The following is a 17,340-nucleotide window of genomic DNA, read 5'->3' as shown; positions in this document are numbered from 1 at the left end:
GAATCACGATGGGTGCTTCGTTAAATGAAATCAAACAACGAATCGCGTCAACGAAGAAGACAAGTCAGATCACCAAAGCCATGCAAATGGTTTCCGCTGCTAAATTGACCAAATCAGAAGCTGCCTCGAAGCATTTCCAACAATATGCTTCCAAGGTACGTTCCATCGTTACCCATATGGTTGCTTCTCAATTGGCTGACTTAGCTGATGCGGACGTTTCTGATGCCAATAAAGGGTATCACAGTATGCTAATCAATCGTCCTGTGAAAAAGACGGGCTATATCGTGATCACATCTGATCGCGGTTTGGTGGGAGGCTACAACAGCTCCATCTTAAAGCAAACGATGCAAATGATTGAAGACGACCATGAATCTGAAGATGAATTCGTCTTGATTACGATTGGCGGAACAGGTGCTGACTTCTTTAAAGCACGTCACTATAATATTGCGTACGAACTGCGCGGCTTAAGCGACCAACCTTCTTTCGATGAAGTGCGGAAAATCGTAACAGCAGCGACAGAAATGTACCAAAATGAAGTTTTTGATGAGTTGTATGTGTGTTACAACCACCATATCAATTCCTTGACCAGCCAGTTTCGAGTAGAAAAAATGCTGCCGATCTCTGACTTGGATCCAGATGAAGATAAAACCTATGAACAAGAATATATCCTGGAGCCTTCAAAAGAAGACATCTTGGATCAATTATTACCGCAATATGCTGAGAGCCTGATTTATGGGGCAATCATTGACGCGAAAACAGCGGAGCATGCGGCCGGCATGACAGCGATGAAGACAGCCACTGACAATGCCCAAAACATTATCAGTGACTTGACGATTTCTTATAACCGTGCCCGTCAAGGGGCGATCACGCAGGAAATCACCGAAATCGTTGCCGGAGCTGCGGCCTTAGAATAATGACTGGAGGATAGAACATATGAGTTCAGGAAAAATTGTTCAGGTGATTGGTCCCGTTGTTGACGTGGAGTTTTCATTAGATCAATCATTACCAGATATCAATAATGCCCTTGTGGTATATAAAAATGACGAATCAAAACAAAAAGTCGTCTTAGAAGTTGCGTTGGAACTAGGGGATGGTGTCATTCGCTCCATCGCCATGGAATCAACTGACGGCTTGCAACGGGGAATGGAAGTTATCGATACCGGTAAACCTATTTCAGTTCCTGTTGGGAAAGATACCTTAGGACGGGTGTTTAACGTTCTTGGGGAAACCATCGACTTGGAAGCTCCTTTCCCAGACGATGCGAAACGCAGCGGTATCCATAAAAAAGCCCCTGCTTTTGACGAACTTAGCACCAGTAATGAAATCCTGGAAACTGGGATCAAAGTTATCGACTTGCTAGCCCCTTACCTAAAAGGTGGGAAAGTTGGTCTGTTCGGTGGTGCCGGTGTTGGTAAAACCGTTCTGATTCAAGAGTTGATCCACAATATCGCCCAAGAACACGGTGGGATCTCTGTTTTTACCGGTGTTGGGGAACGTACTCGTGAAGGGAACGACCTTTACTACGAAATGAAAGACTCTGGCGTTATTGAAAAAACTGCCATGGTGTTTGGACAAATGAACGAGCCACCAGGTGCGCGGATGCGGGTAGCCTTGACTGGTTTGACGATTGCGGAATATTTCCGGGACGTTGAAGGCCAAGATGTGTTGCTCTTTATCGATAACATTTTCCGCTTTACTCAAGCTGGTTCAGAAGTATCTGCCTTGTTAGGTCGGATGCCATCTGCCGTTGGGTACCAACCAACATTGGCAACTGAAATGGGCCAATTGCAAGAACGGATTACTTCTACTAAAAAAGGTTCTATTACGTCAATCCAAGCGATTTACGTGCCAGCCGATGACTATACTGACCCGGCACCGGCAACGGCTTTCGCCCATTTGGATGCGACAACCAACTTGGAACGTAAATTGACTGAACAAGGGATTTACCCTGCCGTGGATCCATTGGCCTCTTCTTCAAGTGCCTTAGCACCTGAAATTGTCGGAGATGAACATTACCGCGTGGCAACAGAAGTTCAACAAATTCTGCAACGCTACCGTGAGTTACAAGATATTATTGCTATCTTAGGGATGGATGAATTGTCTGATCAAGAAAAAGTGACCGTTTCACGGGCACGTCGCATCCAATTCTTCTTATCACAAAACTTCCACGTTGCGGAACAGTTCACAGGTCAACCAGGTTCTTACGTACCAGTTGAAGAAACTGTGAAGGGCTTTAAAGAAATCCTTGACGGAAAATACGATGATCTACCGGAAGAAGCTTTCCGTAGTGTAGGTAAAATCGAAGACGTCATTGAAAAAGCGAAAAAACTAGGCTACTAGAAAGGGGTGCGACACGATGGATGATGTGTTAACCGTAAATGTGGTCACTCCTGATGGATTAGTTTATGATCACCACGCGCGAATCGTTGTAGCCAAAACGACTGATGGCGAGCTAGGTATTTTACCGAAGCATGCGCCAATCATCGTGCCCTTAGCCATTGATGAAGTCCGCGTAAAACGGACCGATGCAGATACTCACGTAGACTGGATCGCCGTGAATGGCGGTATTATGGAAGTTCGAGATAACGTTGTCTCGATCGTTGCCGATAGTGCTGAACGTGAACGGGATATCGATGTGCCACGGGCAGAACGGGCCAAGATGCGCGCCGAAAAATTGATCGAAGAAGCAAAACAAAAAGCCGATACCGATGAATTGAAACGGGCAACTGTTGCGTTGCACCGCGCAATCAACCGGATCAACGTGTCAAAACATACCTAATTAAAAAAGATGACAAACATTGCAGTTGTTTGTCATCTTTTTTACTATTTTCAGAAAAAGAGAACTTATTTTTTCTTTCTTTCATTTTATGGTAGAATACTTCTTGTGTATAAATAAAAAAGGAGGGATCTCGTTGCAGCTTTATGGTATTGACGCGATTGTTCGAATCGTTAGTCACTTTGCATTTATCTATCTTGCTTTTTGGTCACTGCAGTCGTTACGTACTGATACCGCGTTCAAGGCTTACCGAGTTCCTCAAGTACGGATCTTTTTTGTGTTGCTCTCCATCGCGTTAGGGTATCTGGCCAGCAGCTTCTTTTTGGAAGTTATCGCATTATGCCGCAACCTGTTTCTAGGTGGTTTGTAATAAAAAGTACCATTTTTTTATTAAAGGTGCTATAATAAAAAAGATTTTGTACATAAGATCGCTTCTTTAGAGGTTTTTGGGGGGAAAATAATGGAAGAGATTATTGTCCAAGGCGGTAATCGTTTAACTGGAACTGTAAAAATTGAAGGTGCTAAAAACGCCGTTTTACCGATTTTAGCTGCTACTTTATTGGCAGAAGAAGGCACCACAAAATTAACAAATGTGCCAATTTTATCTGATGTATTGACGATGAATGAGGTCATTCGCCAACTGAATGTGGATGTCGAATTCGATCAAGAACACAACGCAATGACAATTGATGCTTCACGTCAGCTTGAAAGTGAAGCGCCTTATGAATACGTGAGTCAAATGCGGGCTTCCATCGTGGTGATGGGTCCTTTATTAGCGCGTAATGGTCACGCTAAAGTGGCTATGCCTGGCGGCTGTGCGATTGGGAAACGTCCTATCGATTTGCATCTAAAAGGGTTCCAAGCTTTAGGTGCTAAAATTACGCAAAATAACGGCTATATCGAAGCTACTGCAGATGAATTGATTGGAGATCGTATTTACTTGGACTTCCCAAGTGTAGGTGCGACTCAAAATATCATGATGGCTGCAGTTCGTGCAAAAGGAACGACAATTATCGAAAACGTCGCTCGCGAACCGGAAATCGTTGATTTAGCAAACATCTTGAATAAGATGGGTGCTCATGTCTATGGTGCTGGTACTGAAACGATGCGTATCGAAGGCGTCGATCACTTACATGCAGTTGAACACTCCGTTGTGCAAGACCGCATTGAAGCAGGAACCTTTATGGTAGCGGCAGCAATGACCGAAGGCGACGTCTTGATTGAAGATGCGATTTCTGAACATAATCGTCCTTTGATTTCGAAGCTACGGGAAATGGGCGCAATCATTACGGAAGAAGACAATGGCGTTCGCGTCGTTGGACCGAAAGTTATTAAAGCAACGGATATCAAAACAATGCCACATCCTGGCTTCCCAACTGATATGCAAGCACAAATGACTGCTATTCAAGTAGTAGCAGCTGGGACTAGCACGGTGACGGAAACTGTTTTTGAAAATCGCTTCCAACATTTAGAAGAAATGCGTCGTATGAACGCTCAAGTGAAGATTGATGGTAATGTTGCCATCATCACAGGAGGACAACCACTACAAGGAGCTCCTGTTGTTGCAACTGACTTGCGTGCAGCGGCTGCCTTGATTTTAGCCGGTTTACGGGCTGAAGGTGTGACGCGCGTTAGCAATCTAAAATACTTGGATCGCGGCTATTATCAATTCCATAAGAAATTACAAGGCTTGGGTGCAAATGTTGAACGTGTAGGCACGCCTGCACCAACCACTCAACCAGCATAGGAGTGCTTATGAGTACAAAAAGATATATTTTGCGTACATTGATCATTATCTTCTCCGTCATCTTATTAATGATGCTATTGTTTATCATTGGCACCATGATTGGTTACGGCGTGATTGGTTCTGGCAAAGCGACAGATGTTTTCAATTTTAGCATCTGGCAGCATATCTTAGATTTTTTGAAATAGCATAAAGAGACCATGATTCAGTTCGTGGTCTCTTTTTTTAGGTTTAAAATCTGTGAAATATTCTTTTTTTGATTTGTCTAAAGTGCATTATAACGCCTGTTACTACCGTTATTAAGAGCCTTTTTTTGTGAAGAAAAGGGTTACGAAATTGCAAAGTTGCTGCCACGATTGTCATATGTTTGTCATATTGTGTTTTTTTCCGTTTTTTTAGTGGTTTATACTGTTTTTTTATGACATTCGTTGTAACATAGTATTTCACTTTGTTTTCTCATTATCTTTAGTCCGTTTAAAAAAAGATGATAAACACTGTTGTAGCAAGGAATTAGCGCATTGATTTATGAAAGAAATGAAGACTCTCTAATATATTACAAAAGTTTCATTTAAGAAATCGCTTTCTATTTCTGTGTCAATAAGCCTTAATAACGCTGTAACCCGAATGGTTGTTCCCGGTGGTACTATATCTCTCGTACCAAAACTAGGAGGGAATTACAACCAATGAAAAAAGAATGGCTACCGTTCTTATTGATAACCAGTCTGTTTGCGATCGGCAATGTCCTGCCCGTATATGCAGCTGAACAAGAACCTATTACAACAACTATTGCGACCGCTGATGCAGCGAAGTCATTATCTACTGATCTTATCAGTTTAACTACCGAAGGCGATGCCGTCAAAGCTGTCAAAGCTGAGATTGCTGCTAAGGAAAAAGCCGAAAAAGCGGCTAAAGAAAAAGCAGATAAGGAAAAAGCAGCTAAGGAAAAAGCGGCTAAAGAGAAAGCAGCCAAAGAAAAAGCTGCGAAAGAAGAGGCTGCCAAAGAAGCAGAGGAAGCTGAAGCAGCTGCGGAAACTAGCACACCTCAAGGAGAAACCATGATGATGGAATCTACTGCTTATTCATACGCAGAAGGTGACATTGGTGGGGGGACTGTGACGGCGTTAGGGCAAGACTTGACTCAAAATCCGATGGCAGTTGCCGTGGATCCAAGTGTCATTCCACTGGGGACCCGTTTATATGTCGAAGGCTACGGCGAAGCGATTGCTAGTGATACTGGTGGCGCGATCCAAGGGAATATCATTGACGTTCACTTTGCTGATCCAGGTCAGTTAAGCGCTTGGGGACGTCGGATGGTTAAAGTAACTATTTTAAGCTAAGTCAATTGTTAGGAGTGTTTCCACTTTAGGAGACGCTCCTTTCTTGTTTTTCCAAGCAAAAGAAGGTATGATAGCGTCAGCAAAGGAGCATGCAGTATGGGAAAAATTATTATCGGTCTGGTTCGGTTTTATCAACGGTTTATCTCACCAGGACTACCAAGGCGTTGCCGCTACCACCCGACTTGTTCACAATATATGTTAGATGCTGTACGGACCCACGGCGGTATCAAAGGGACGACGATGGGGATCGCCCGTATTTTGCGTTGTCATCCCTTCGTGAAGGGTGGCATTGACTATGTGCCTTTGACCTTTAGCCTGAGACGCAATCCAGATGAGACCTATCATGGGCCTTATGATCATAGGAGGTAAGCAATGATTCGCTATTTAAATGCAGCTGAACCGTTACCATGGGCGCTTTTGTTGGATGCTGACCCAGAGGAAGCACTGGTTCGTAACTATCTAGCAACGAGTCAGCTATTGGTTTTTGAAGAAGAACAGCAAATTTTAGGCGAAGTTGTTTTTCAACTGCGAGAAACTGAGGCGGAGCTGATGAATGTTGCCGTGGCGCCTTCAGCTCAAGGGAAAGGTATCGGTAAACAGTTGGTACAAGCTACTTTAAAGGAATTGCAGCAGCAGATTACTAAGCCAACAGAAGTATTGGTCAAAACGGGAGATATTACGGGTCCTGCTGTGGGCTTATATAAAAGCTGCGGCTTTCAGGAGAAGGCTCGTGTGGAGAATTATTTCGTCCATCATTATAGCGAACCAATCTATGAAGATGGTGTCCGTTTGAAGCATCAACTCATTTTGAATCAATGGTTAACACCAAAAAAGTAAAGTGCGATTGAAAGCACTTTTTTTTTGCGGTAAAATAAATGAGAAGTAGAGAACGGAGGATGTTACAATGGCAATCATGACATTTGATTTTGGCGGCTCAGCGGTAAAATATGGCGTTTGGGCTGATGAAAAATTAACGAATAAAGGAAAATTCACGACCCCCGCAACGTGGGCGGAAATGAAACAAAATATGGTGGATGTTGTTTCTACTGTCACTGATATCGAAGGCATTGCTATCAGCGCACCAGGCGTAGTCAATGTGGAGAAACAAGTGATTGAAGGTATCAGCGCGATTCCTTATATCCATCATTTTAATATCTTCTCAGAATTGGAACGACTTTTTGGTTTACCTGTAACCATCGAAAATGATGCCAACTGTGCCGGTATGGCTGAGATTTTCTTTGGCGCAGCCAAAGGTCATCAAGAAGTCGCTTTTGTCATCGCTGGGACTGGTATTGGCGGTGCGGTTTTCCATCAAGGCAAAATCGCCAAAGGTGCTCATCTTTACGGTGGTGAATTTGGTTTGATGATTTTGGACCAAGGCAAGACCTTTAGTGAGCTGGGAACGGCTGTACAGATGGCGTGGCGCTACTGTGACCGGACGAATGTCCCTCGTGGTACTGTTGAAGGCCAAGAAGTCTTTGAGCGGGCAGAAGCTGGCGATACCATCGCCCAAGAAGAAGTGGCGAAGTTTTACGATTATATGGCCCAAGGCCTATTCAGTATTCAGTACGCTCTAGATCCGGAAATCATCGTCGTTGGTGGTGGCGTTTCGGCTAAGGCTGGTCTATTTGAAGAAATCAACGCGCGGGTGGCAGAAATGAATGCACTGCGGAACTTAAAAGATTTTGTACCAAAAATCGTCCCATGTAAATATTTGAATGATGCCAATCTTGTGGGAGCTGTCGCTAACTTCGAAGCTCGTCGTAATTGGGAATAATTGAACAGACATTCCTAGCAGGGTCCGAATTCGGACTCTGCTTTTTTGTTGCTCTCTTCTTTAGATAATAATATAATGAGAAAAGGTTATTATTAATCTAATTTATCTAAATAAAAAGAATTATAGAAATATTCTGAAAATTCATTGACTTTACCATTGATATTCGGTATATTTTTAACAATCTTACTATTTGGTAACGAAATAAGGGGGAATTTGGATGAAAAAGCGAATGTGGATTGTGTTGGCAAGTGCGCTATTCTTGACGGCGTGTGGTTCGCCGGCACCTAAAGGCAGTGACTCAAGTGCGAGCGGAACTGGTGGCGATGCGGAAACCATCAATATTGGGATGAACATGGAATTGTCAGGTGCCGTAGCGGCATATGGTACCGCTGAAAAAGAGGGTATTGAACTAGCGGTTGATGAAATCAATGCGAATGGCGGTATTTTAGGAAAACAGGTCAAGCTTATCACGAAAGATAATAAATCAGATAATAATGAGGCTGCTTCCGTGGCGGCTAACTTGACCACGAAAGAAAATGTTGTAGCGATCGTTGGACCAGCGACTAGTGGTGCAGTAAAGGCGACTTTACCGAATATCACCAAAGCGCAGGTACCAGCTGTGACGCCTTCCGGGACAGATGATGCGATTACGGTCCAAAATGGTACCGTACAGGAATACATTTTCCGTTCTTGTTTCCAGGATAGCTTCCAAGGAATCGTGTTGGCAAAATATGCTGAGGAAAACTTGAAAGCTGAGAAAGCTGTGATTTTAGGCGATAATTCTTCTGATTATGCTATTGGCTTGACGAAGGCTTTCAAAGACACCTATCAAGGTGACATCGTGGCGGAAGAGAATTTTACTGCTGGTGATAAAGATTTCCAAGCAATGCTGACGAAAATCAAAGACCAAGATTTTGATGTCATCTATATTCCTGGCTATTATACCGAGGCTGGTCTGATCATTAAGCAAGCGCGAGAAATGGGTATCGAGCAGCCAATCATCGGCGCTGACGGCTTTGGTGACGAAAAATTGGTGGAAACAGCGGGTGCCAAAAATGTCTCTAACGTTTTCTACACAGGTCACTTTTCAACAAAAGCTCCTGCAAATGACAAAGTAGAACCATTTATCAAAGCTTTCCAAGATAAATTTGGCAAACAGCCTTCTTCCTTTAATGCCTTGGCTTATGACGCCGTCTACATGATCAAACAAGCGATTGAAGATCAAAATGCTGCGGATACAAAAGCTATCACTACTGGGCTAGCAGGTTTGAAAGATTTTGAAGGTGTCACCGGTACTATGACCATGGATAAAGACCACAATCCAGAAAAATCAGCAGTGGTCTTGGGTCTGACAGATGGCGAAGAAAGTTCAGCTGAAACGGTTGATCCTTCATAAAAACGTCCTCTTTATAAACGTTAGTAATCAAATGAGAGAGGAGATGGCATATCTTGGTCATCTCCCTTCTGTTTTTATCAAACGAAGGAAGTGAGGAGCATATGGCTGCACAAATGTTTATCCAGCAACTGATCAACGGTCTCTTTCTAGGTAGTATCTATGCTTTGATGGCATTAGGCTATACGATGGTATACGGAATTATCAAGCTAATCAACTTTGCCCATGGTGAAATTTATATGATTGGTGCTTTTATAGGCTATTTTTTATTGAATCAATTTCAAATGGGCTTCTTCCCTGCGCTGCTTTTAGCAATGGCAGGCAGTGCCTTGTTAGGTGTCTTGATTGAATTCTTGGCCTACCGACCTTTGCGGAAATCGACTCGTATCGCGGCGTTGATCACGGCAATTGGGGTCTCGTACTTTTTACAAAATATCATGATTTATTTCTTTAGCTCCGACACCAGACCCTTTCCACAGGTGATTGAATTGCAAAATTACCAAATTGGTTTTTTACGGATCAGCAATATTCAACTTCTGATTTTGGCGGTGTCATTAGTCTTAATGATTGTGTTACAACTGATCGTTCAAAAGACAAAAATGGGAAAAGCGATGCGAGCAGTAAGTGTGGATGCTGATGCGGCGCAGCTAATGGGGATCAATGTCAACCGGACGATTTCCTTTACGTTTGCCTTAGGTTCAGCTTTGGCGGCGGCTGGTGGCATGCTGATTGGCCTTTACTATAATTCCATTGATCCCATGATGGGCGTGGTACCGGGTCTGAAATCTTTTGTGGCGGCTGTGTTAGGGGGCATTGGAATCATCCCAGGGGCGGCCTTAGGCGGCTTTGTGATTGGCCTTTTGGAAACCTTAACGACGGCGCTAGGCTTCTCTGATTACAAAGATGCTGTCGTTTATGGTGTCTTGATTTTAATTTTACTAATCCGTCCAGCCGGAATCTTAGGTAAAAATGTCAAAGAGAAAGTGTAGGTGAGACCATGAAAAATCTTAAATATTCGTTGATCTGGCTTGCCTTAGCACTGGCTGGCTACGGCATCTTATATGCTTGTTACGTGATGGGCGCCATTGATTTGTTTTTAGATAATATTATTGTCATGATTGGTATCAATGTCATTCTAGCAACCGGTTTAAATTTAATCATCGGCTTTGCGGGGCAATTTTCATTGGGACATGCAGGCTTTATGGCAATCGGTGCTTATAGTGCCGCCTTGATTTCTATGCAAAACCAAACCTATGGCGGTTTTTATCTCGGCTTAGGTGTTGGAGTCTTACTTTCTGGTATCGTAGCGTTAGTTGTTGGCGTACCAACCCTACGTCTAAAGGGTGATTATCTGGCGATTGCGACGTTAGGGGTTGCGGAGATCATTCGTATCTTGATTATCAACATGAAAGACATTACCAATGGTCCTTCGGGAATCTTTGGCATTTTGCCCTATGTCGATTGGCAGATGGTCTATGTTTTTGTCGTGTTAACAACCTTAGTGATTGCCAACTACATCCATTCAGGGGCTGGCCGAGCGACTATGGCGATTCGCGAGGACGAAATCGCGGCGGAAGCGATGGGGGTCAATACCACGAAATATAAGGTAATTGCGTTTGTGCTAGGTGCCATGACAGCTAGTATTGCGGGCTCCTTATATGCCGGTTATTTGCAATCCATTGCACCAAAAGATTTTGGCTTTATGAAATCCATCGACATTTTGATTATTGTAGTTTTTGGCGGGATTGGCAGTTTGACTGGCAGCATCATTGCCGCAATCGTTCTGGGACTAATCAACATGTATCTCCAAGATTTTGGCGCCCTGCGGATGATCATTTATTCATTGGCGCTGATTATCATTATGATCTTTAAGCCAGGGGGACTATTAGGTACCAAGGAATTTTCTGTCAAAGCGTTATTGAAAAAGGGGGGCGACACAGATGTCACTACTGGAAGTCACTGATTTGACTAAAAACTTTGGTGGACTAGCAGCGGTCTCCAATGTCAATCTTCAGTTGGAAGAAAATGAATTGGTTGGTTTGATTGGGCCTAATGGTGCGGGAAAAACTACGCTGTTCAACTTGCTGACAGGCGTCTATGAGCCCAGCGAAGGCGATATCTATTACAGTCCGCTGGGACAAAAAGAGCGTCTCAACGGGAAGAAGCCCTATACCATCGCGGACCTAGGCTTGAGCCGAACCTTTCAAAACATTCGCCTCTTTAAGGATTTGACAGTACTAGATAATGTTTTGATTGCCATGAATAGCAAAAGCCGTGAAGGGGTTCTAAGTGGCATTTTTCGCTTGCCGGCTTTTTACAAAAAGGAACAGAAAATGGCACAGGAAGCTTTGCGTTTGTTAAGCATTTTTGGGCTCCAAGCAAAAGCCGAAACCTTGGCTAAAAATCTGCCATATGGGGAACAGCGGCGCTTGGAAATCGTCCGAGCCTTAGCCACTGAGCCACGAATCCTCTTTTTAGATGAGCCGGCTGCTGGTATGAACCCTCAAGAAACAGCCGATTTGACTGAACTGATTCGGAAAATTCAACGGGAATTCCAAATTACGATTCTGTTGATTGAACACGATATGAGTCTGGTGATGGAAGTTTGCCAGCGAATTTATGTGTTGGAATATGGTCGCGTTTTAGCTGAAGGGAAGCCCGAGGACATTAAAAATGATCCACGCGTGATAGCGGCTTATTTGGGAGGTGAGCTGTAATGCTGACTGTAAAAGGACTTTCCGTTCATTATGGCATGATTCAGGCAGTAAATGAAGTGGATTTTGAGGTACAACAAGGCGAGATTGTGTCGCTGATTGGTGCGAATGGTGCGGGTAAAACCACGATTCTACGGACGATTTCTGGATTGAACCGCGCTTCAGCGGGGACGATTCAGTTTGAAGGTCGTGAATTAAACAAAGTGGTTCCTCAAAAAATCGTGCAGGCAGGGATCTCTCAGGTGCCTGAAGGTCGTCATATTTTTCCCGGGCTAACGGTTCAAGAAAATTTGGAGATGGGAGCCTTCTTACGAAAAGATAAGCAAATTAGCGACGATTATGAACAGGTTTATCGCAAGTTTCCAATTTTGAAAGAGCGGCTGCAACAAGATGCTGCTACTTTATCTGGCGGGGAACAGCAAATGCTGGCGATGGGGCGCGCCTTAATGTCCAAACCAAAGCTGCTTTTGTTGGATGAGCCCTCTATGGGACTGGCACCGATTTTTATCAAAGAAATCTTTTCGATTATTCAAGAGATCAATGCCCAAGGGACGACGGTTCTCCTGATTGAACAAAATGCAAAAATGGCGTTGTCAATTGCCCACCGTGGCTATGTTCTAGAAACCGGCCGGGTCGTTTTATCAGGGACTGGTGCCGAGCTATTGGCCAGTGAAGAAGTCAAGAAAGCATATTTAGGAGGTTAGTTATGAGTGTACGGGATTTTATGTCGAGAGATTTAATTACCATTGCGCCGGAGACCAAGATTTTTGATGCAGTGGATATGATGCGGCAACATGACATCCACCGCTTGCCAGTCGTCGATGGGGAGCATTTGATTGGTTTGATCACAGAAGGTGTTATTCAAGCTGCATTGCCTTCACAAGCCACTAGTCTGAGTGTTTATGAAGTAAATTATCTATTGAATAAAACGACAGTCGCCGATGTGATGATTAAAGAGGTCCAAACTATTGCGCCAGATGCGCTTTTAGAGGATGCTATCTATCAAATGCGTCAGCACAATATTGGGGTCTTACCAGTAATTGAACAGGGACTACTAGTGGGCATCATCACCAATAATGATATTTTTGATGCCTTTCTTAAAATCACCGGCTATCACATGGATGGTACCCGCGTCACTCTAAGCATCAAGGAAGACCATACCGGTGTTTTAGCTGCTTTGACAGCTCTTTTAGCCGAACACGAGTTAAGTATCATTACGATTGTAGTAGACCGCAAAGAATTGGAAACAATTGTAGAATTACAGCTAGCGTCTCGCCAAGAGGAACTTATCAAAGAAATTCTGGAGGCTGCTGGTTATTTTGTGGTGCAGGTCGTTCGAACTAGTCAAGAAAACTAGTCTTTTACTGAGGGGCTGTGGTAAACTACCTGAGGAGGGAAGTTTATGGCAAAGAAAAAAGATATTGAAGTACGCGCGGAAGAAATCCAGCGTCAAGAAAATGGACAGCAAGTAACGGTTCAACAATTATTTATTGGTAAAAAAATGATCGGTGAAATCATTCCTGAAGGGACTCGTTTTACAGTCATGATTGATGGAAACCGCGAAGCAACAGTCAAGTCAGTCGATGAAGGTTTTGAAGAACTGATTCGTTATTGGAATCTGCATGAATAATAACAAAAAAATTTCACTTTTGACTTGCATTTTTTTCTAACCTTAGGTATTATATTGAAGTCGGGTTTGTTAAGACAAACCTCTCGGAGGAGTAGCGAAGTGGCTAAACGCGACGGACTGTAAATCCGTTCCTTAGGGTTCAGTGGTTCGAATCCACTCTCCTCCATTCTTCAAATATTGGGGTATAGCCAAGCGGTAAGGCAAGGGACTTTGACTCCCTCATGCGTTGGTTCGAATCCAGCTACCCCAGCTAACGAGATCAGTCTTCGGACTGGTCTTTTTTTATGTCTTTTTATCCAATTTAAAAGCGTTGGTTCACATCTATACGTCTATTATGAGAAATCATGCAAGCACTTCCTAGCTTTGCTCATTTTTATTTGGTTATATTTAATCCGCTATAAGCGTTTATAATAAACGGTTTGATCTGTTTTATATCCGTTATTTATAAAAAATAAAAGCAAAAAAGGGTTGCATTCTTAGTGATTATTCATTAAAATCTTATTCAACTTCAGAAAATAATAATTATTCTGAAAATTGCGAAAAGTAGGGGGAGTAGTATGGGAAAGAAACGATTTGGGATAATGATGGTGTGCGGGCTTGTCTTAGCTGGCTGTAGCACCGGCGGCTCGACAGACGGATCTGGAGCAACCACACAGACTAGCGGAGGTGGCAGCAATGTCTTCCGAGTTGTCGTGACACAAGAGATGCCAAGTGCAGATTTGTCTTTAGCCACCGATACCATCAGTTTTAGTGCACTGAATAATGTCTATGAAGGGCTTTACCGTCTGGACGCAGACAGTAAACCACACGCAGCGGGTGCCAGTGAAATGGCGGAAGTTAGCGAGGACGGTTTGGTTTATAAAATCAAATTACGAGAAGATGCCAAATGGTCCAATGGTGATCCAGTAACAGCCGCGGACTATGTGTACGGCTGGCAGCGGACGGTTACACCGGAGACAGGGTCAGAATACGCCTACCTCTATGCACCGGTAACCAATGCAGAACAGATCACAGCGGGTGAAAAAGATCCGTCTGAATTAGGAATCAAAGCGGTGAATGACCATGAATTGGAGATCACCTTAACACAACCTACCCCTTATTTTGATTATTTATTAGCTTTCCCATCCTTCTTCCCACAAAAACAAAGTGTGGTGGAAGAACACGGTAAGGATTACGCTTCGAATAGCGACAATGCCATTTACAATGGTCCTTTTACCTTAACGGATTTTGATGGACCAGGAACAGATACGGAATGGAGCTATACGAAAAACGACCAGTATTGGGATACAGACACTGTTCAATTAGACAAGATCAATGTCAGTGTCGTGAAAGAATCTTCTACCTCTCTAAATCTCTTCCAAGACGGACAGGCAGACGATGTGATTTTAACCGGTGAGCTGGCGCAGCAAATGGCCAATGATCCAGCCTTTGTTTCACAAAAGGAAGCGCGGACCTCCTATCTGGAATACAATCAGCGGGACGAAAATTCTCCTTATCGCAACGCAGATTTGCGGCAAGCAATCTCTTACGCCATTGACCGCGAGGCACTGGTGACCCAGATTTTAGGTGATGGCTCGGTGGCCTCAACTGGTTTGATTCCAGCTGAGATGACCTTCAGTCCAACAGGAAATAAAGACTTCACGGAAGATGCTGGTTCAGTAATTGCCTTTGATACAGCCAAAGCCAAAGAGCATTGGGAAAAAGCCAAGCAAGATTTAGGCATCGATTCTTTAAATATCGAGTTTATTGCTTCCGATGATGACGCTACGAAAAAAGTATTGGAATATATCAAGGGTGCTGTTGAAGAAACCCTCGATGGTGTGACGATGAATCTGACACCAGTCCCATTTGCGGTACGTTTAGATCGTTCCACAGCCGGCGATTTTGATATCGTTTTAGGAGGGTGGGGCGCCGATTATGCCGATGCTTCCAGCTTTACTGATCTATTTGTAACCGGTAATTCCTATAACCGTGGTCATTGGAGCAATGCTGACTATGATAAAGTAGTCAAAGCTTCTTCTACCACTAATGCCAATGATCCAGAAAAACGCTGGCAGGATCTAATCAAAGCCGAGCAAACGATTATGGCTGAGCAAGGCGTAACACCTGTCTACCAAAAAGCGGAAGCACACTTACGGAATACCAAAGTCAAGGGCGTCGTTGCCCATGCAGCTGGTGCAACCTATGATTACAAGTGGGCCTCTATTGAGGAATAACAGGAACTCAGCAGAGGAGGCTTGATTTGTCAATCTGAAAAAAATGCGGTAGAGTATAGTGGGAGGCGATTTCATGGGAATTAAAGATAAAATAACTGAAGCAGCTGAAAAACTATACGATATCGTACATGATGACCGTTATCAAGTAGTCGTTGAAAAGGATGGCAGTAAGCCAACCACTGTGAGTGTTTTGACGAAACGCAATACCCGCCACAACATCAAGTGGCAAGCCAAAAACCATTAAGTTGAATTTTCAAGAAAAAGAGCATCTGTCGCTGATTTCAGCGCTGCAGATGCTCTTTTTTTATGAAGTGAATCGTTTCCGGGGTAGTACCACAACAGCCACCAATACCATTAACACCCAATTGGATCAGCTTTTGGACGAAACCGGCAAACTCCAGCTGGCTGACTGGCAAGTGCCCATCATGATCCGGAATGCCGCGGTTAGGCTGAATATAAAGTGGGCCGGTCCAATGTTGGCGTAGATAGGCGGTACTTTGCAGCAGGGACGGACCATACTGGCAATTGATCCCTAGTACCGCAACACGACCTTGGCAAAGATGCAAAACAGAAGCCAAGTCATCCTCCCCTAGGAGGGCTACTGAAACCATGAGTGGTAAGGGGCAGCTAGTTACCGCCTCTAAGGCCAATGCTAGTTCAGAAATGGTATAAAAGGTTTCGAGAAGAAGAGCATCGGCGTTTTCTTCAACAGCAATCTGAGCTTGCTGAGAATACGTAAGCTGCCGTTCTCTTTGCGATTGTTCTGGCAGAGCGGGACCTAGGTCATAGGCCCACCATTTTGCACCTGCTTGCTTGGTTAATTGGCAAGCCTGCCGTGCGATACGGACCTTTTCATCAGGCGGAGCGGTGTCTAGCGAAAGCGCAAAGGTATTGGTTAAAATAAGCTCGGCTCCAGCAGCAACATAGTCTTGATGGGCATTTAAAATCAGTTTGGGCTGCTCTAAGTTGGCTTTGAGCAAGTGTTCATAGGCAATGTCAGGGGCTAATAAGGTTCCCATCGCCCCATCGCCAATCACAAAGTCTTGAAAAGCGGTTAACAAGTCAGATTTAATCTTTTTCAATGTCGACACCTAAGACCGTCAAATGACCGTTTCCTACTAGTTTTATGACTAACTTAGCTAATTGATTGGGGGTCATATCAGTCTCGCTAGTGATCCACCAATGAAGGGTCCCCATAAAAATCGAGGTCATATACTCAACGATAAAATCGATCGGTACTTCGATTTCATTTTCCGTAATTCGCAGCTGACGAAAGATCGTATCATATTTTTCATACAGAAGAGCGCCTAATTTTTTCCGTAAAAGTTCATTATTATTGCCTTCAGTGATGGTTAAAAAGAAAGATTTGTTCTTTTGAATATTGATGTAAATAGTCGTCAGCAGTTTTTCAATTTGTTTTACTTTGATGCGATTATTTTTTACCAGAGGATCTGAATCCAATACTGAGGTGAAAGCTCCCACCGCAAAAGAAAAAATCTGTTCGTAAAGGTCTTGCTTGTCTTTGAAGTGGGCATAAAAAGTAGCCCGGTTGATCATGGCTTCTTCCGCAATATCTTGAACGGTGACAGCCTCCATGCCTTTTTCTTCTACTAAACGGACAAAGGCTTCAATAATCATTTTGTGGGTGCGCTTGACTCGTAGATCGACTTTCTTTTTCATAAAAAATTCTCCTGTTATACAACAAAAAGTTGTAGTTTGTTGTTTATCTCACAAATAACGATTGTTTGCTTGT

Annotated in this window: 21 protein-coding genes and 2 tRNA genes; 21 read left to right on the top strand and 2 right to left on the bottom strand. The window is 43.6% G+C overall.

Going from position 1 to position 17,340, the window contains the following annotated elements:
* Nucleotides 1–8: 8 nt before the first annotated feature.
* From ECA01S_RS04985 to ECA01S_RS14340, 21 genes are all read left to right on the top strand, one after another.
* Nucleotides 9–914, top strand: coding sequence for a F0F1 ATP synthase subunit gamma (locus ECA01S_RS04985; RefSeq protein WP_067392050.1), 906 nt, complete (start codon nucleotides 9–11; stop codon nucleotides 912–914).
* Nucleotides 915–933: 19 nt separating this feature from the next.
* Nucleotides 934–2,340 carry a F0F1 ATP synthase subunit beta gene (gene atpD / locus ECA01S_RS04980; RefSeq protein ID WP_067392048.1) on the top strand — a complete coding sequence of 469 codons (1,407 nt, stop codon included), beginning with the start codon at nucleotides 934–936 and terminating at the stop codon, nucleotides 2,338–2,340.
* Between the two features lie 16 nt (nucleotides 2,341–2,356).
* Nucleotides 2,357–2,779 (top strand): F0F1 ATP synthase subunit epsilon, encoded by a 423-nt coding sequence (locus ECA01S_RS04975; protein ID WP_067392034.1) that lies wholly within the window; start codon nucleotides 2,357–2,359, stop codon nucleotides 2,777–2,779.
* A gap of 133 nt (nucleotides 2,780–2,912) precedes the next feature.
* Complete coding sequence (locus ECA01S_RS04970) at nucleotides 2,913–3,146, top strand: DUF1146 family protein (protein ID WP_067392031.1); 234 nt, start codon at nucleotides 2,913–2,915, stop codon at nucleotides 3,144–3,146.
* Between the two features lie 90 nt (nucleotides 3,147–3,236).
* Nucleotides 3,237–4,523, top strand: a complete 1,287-nt coding sequence (gene murA, locus ECA01S_RS04965; protein ID WP_067392029.1) for a UDP-N-acetylglucosamine 1-carboxyvinyltransferase — start codon at nucleotides 3,237–3,239, stop codon at nucleotides 4,521–4,523.
* Between the two features lie 8 nt (nucleotides 4,524–4,531).
* Nucleotides 4,532–4,708, top strand: coding sequence for a DNA-directed RNA polymerase subunit beta (locus ECA01S_RS13875; protein WP_071858911.1), 177 nt, complete (start codon nucleotides 4,532–4,534; stop codon nucleotides 4,706–4,708).
* A 495-nt stretch (nucleotides 4,709–5,203) separates the two neighbouring features.
* Nucleotides 5,204–5,857, top strand: a complete 654-nt coding sequence (locus ECA01S_RS04955; protein ID WP_067392023.1) for a 3D domain-containing protein — start codon at nucleotides 5,204–5,206, stop codon at nucleotides 5,855–5,857.
* 96 nt (nucleotides 5,858–5,953) lie between these two features.
* Entirely contained in the window at nucleotides 5,954–6,226 is a 273-nt protein-coding gene (yidD, locus tag ECA01S_RS13870; RefSeq protein ID WP_071858910.1) for a membrane protein insertion efficiency factor YidD, read from the top strand.
* 3 nt (nucleotides 6,227–6,229) lie between these two features.
* Nucleotides 6,230–6,694, top strand: coding sequence for a GNAT family N-acetyltransferase (locus ECA01S_RS04950; RefSeq protein ID WP_067392012.1), 465 nt, complete (start codon nucleotides 6,230–6,232; stop codon nucleotides 6,692–6,694).
* A gap of 67 nt (nucleotides 6,695–6,761) precedes the next feature.
* A complete protein-coding gene (locus tag ECA01S_RS04945) occupies nucleotides 6,762–7,634 on the top strand; it encodes an ROK family protein (protein WP_067392010.1) in 873 nt (290 codons plus the stop codon).
* Nucleotides 7,635–7,851: 217 nt separating this feature from the next.
* Nucleotides 7,852–9,030 (top strand): ABC transporter substrate-binding protein, encoded by a 1,179-nt coding sequence (locus tag ECA01S_RS04940; RefSeq protein ID WP_067392008.1) that lies wholly within the window; start codon nucleotides 7,852–7,854, stop codon nucleotides 9,028–9,030.
* Nucleotides 9,031–9,131: 101 nt separating this feature from the next.
* Entirely contained in the window at nucleotides 9,132–10,016 is an 885-nt protein-coding gene (locus tag ECA01S_RS04935) for a branched-chain amino acid ABC transporter permease (protein ID WP_067392005.1), read from the top strand.
* 8 nt (nucleotides 10,017–10,024) lie between these two features.
* The gene (locus ECA01S_RS04930; protein ID WP_067391994.1) at nucleotides 10,025–10,990 is read left to right on the top strand and encodes a branched-chain amino acid ABC transporter permease; all 966 of its coding nucleotides are present in this window, start codon (nucleotides 10,025–10,027) and stop codon (nucleotides 10,988–10,990) included.
* Nucleotides 10,968–11,744 carry an ABC transporter ATP-binding protein gene (locus tag ECA01S_RS04925; protein WP_067391992.1) on the top strand — a complete coding sequence of 259 codons (777 nt, stop codon included), beginning with the start codon at nucleotides 10,968–10,970 and terminating at the stop codon, nucleotides 11,742–11,744. Before ECA01S_RS04930 ends, ECA01S_RS04925 begins: the two co-directional genes overlap by 23 nt.
* Entirely contained in the window at nucleotides 11,744–12,445 is a 702-nt protein-coding gene (locus tag ECA01S_RS04920) for an ABC transporter ATP-binding protein (RefSeq protein ID WP_067391991.1), read from the top strand. Before ECA01S_RS04925 ends, ECA01S_RS04920 begins: the two co-directional genes overlap by 1 nt.
* Before the next feature lie 2 nt (nucleotides 12,446–12,447).
* A complete protein-coding gene (locus ECA01S_RS04915; RefSeq protein ID WP_067391989.1) occupies nucleotides 12,448–13,098 on the top strand; it encodes a CBS domain-containing protein in 651 nt (216 codons plus the stop codon).
* A 45-nt stretch (nucleotides 13,099–13,143) separates the two neighbouring features.
* The gene (locus ECA01S_RS04910; protein ID WP_067391982.1) at nucleotides 13,144–13,371 is read left to right on the top strand and encodes a DUF2969 domain-containing protein; all 228 of its coding nucleotides are present in this window, start codon (nucleotides 13,144–13,146) and stop codon (nucleotides 13,369–13,371) included.
* 85 nt (nucleotides 13,372–13,456) lie between these two features.
* Nucleotides 13,457–13,537: transfer RNA gene (locus ECA01S_RS04905), tRNA-Tyr, on the top strand.
* 12 nt (nucleotides 13,538–13,549) lie between these two features.
* Nucleotides 13,550–13,621 (top strand) — tRNA-Gln (locus tag ECA01S_RS04900).
* 307 nt (nucleotides 13,622–13,928) lie between these two features.
* Nucleotides 13,929–15,587, top strand: a complete 1,659-nt coding sequence (locus ECA01S_RS04895) for a peptide ABC transporter substrate-binding protein (RefSeq protein WP_067391980.1) — start codon at nucleotides 13,929–13,931, stop codon at nucleotides 15,585–15,587.
* A gap of 73 nt (nucleotides 15,588–15,660) precedes the next feature.
* On the top strand, nucleotides 15,661–15,831 hold the full coding sequence (locus ECA01S_RS14340; RefSeq protein WP_169792757.1) for a hypothetical protein: 171 nt from the start codon (nucleotides 15,661–15,663) through the stop codon (nucleotides 15,829–15,831).
* Nucleotides 15,832–15,868: 37 nt separating this feature from the next.
* Here ECA01S_RS14340 and ECA01S_RS04890 read toward each other — a convergent pair whose 3' ends face one another.
* Together ECA01S_RS04890 and ECA01S_RS04885 are read right to left on the bottom strand one after the other, a co-directional pair.
* Nucleotides 15,869–16,669 carry a homocysteine S-methyltransferase family protein gene (locus tag ECA01S_RS04890; RefSeq protein ID WP_067391978.1) on the bottom strand — a complete coding sequence of 267 codons (801 nt, stop codon included), beginning with the start codon at nucleotides 16,667–16,669 and terminating at the stop codon, nucleotides 15,869–15,871.
* On the bottom strand, nucleotides 16,656–17,267 hold the full coding sequence (locus ECA01S_RS04885; RefSeq protein WP_067391976.1) for a TetR/AcrR family transcriptional regulator: 612 nt from the start codon (nucleotides 17,265–17,267) through the stop codon (nucleotides 16,656–16,658). Before ECA01S_RS04885 ends, ECA01S_RS04890 begins: the two co-directional genes overlap by 14 nt.
* Nucleotides 17,268–17,340: the final 73 nt, after the last annotated feature.

Origin of the sequence: Enterococcus canis NBRC 100695 (assembly GCF_001544375.1) — a bacterium.
Classification (GTDB): Bacteria; Bacillota; Bacilli; order Lactobacillales; family Enterococcaceae; genus Enterococcus_H; species Enterococcus_H canis.
This window is presented reverse-complemented; position numbering and strand designations above follow the sequence as displayed.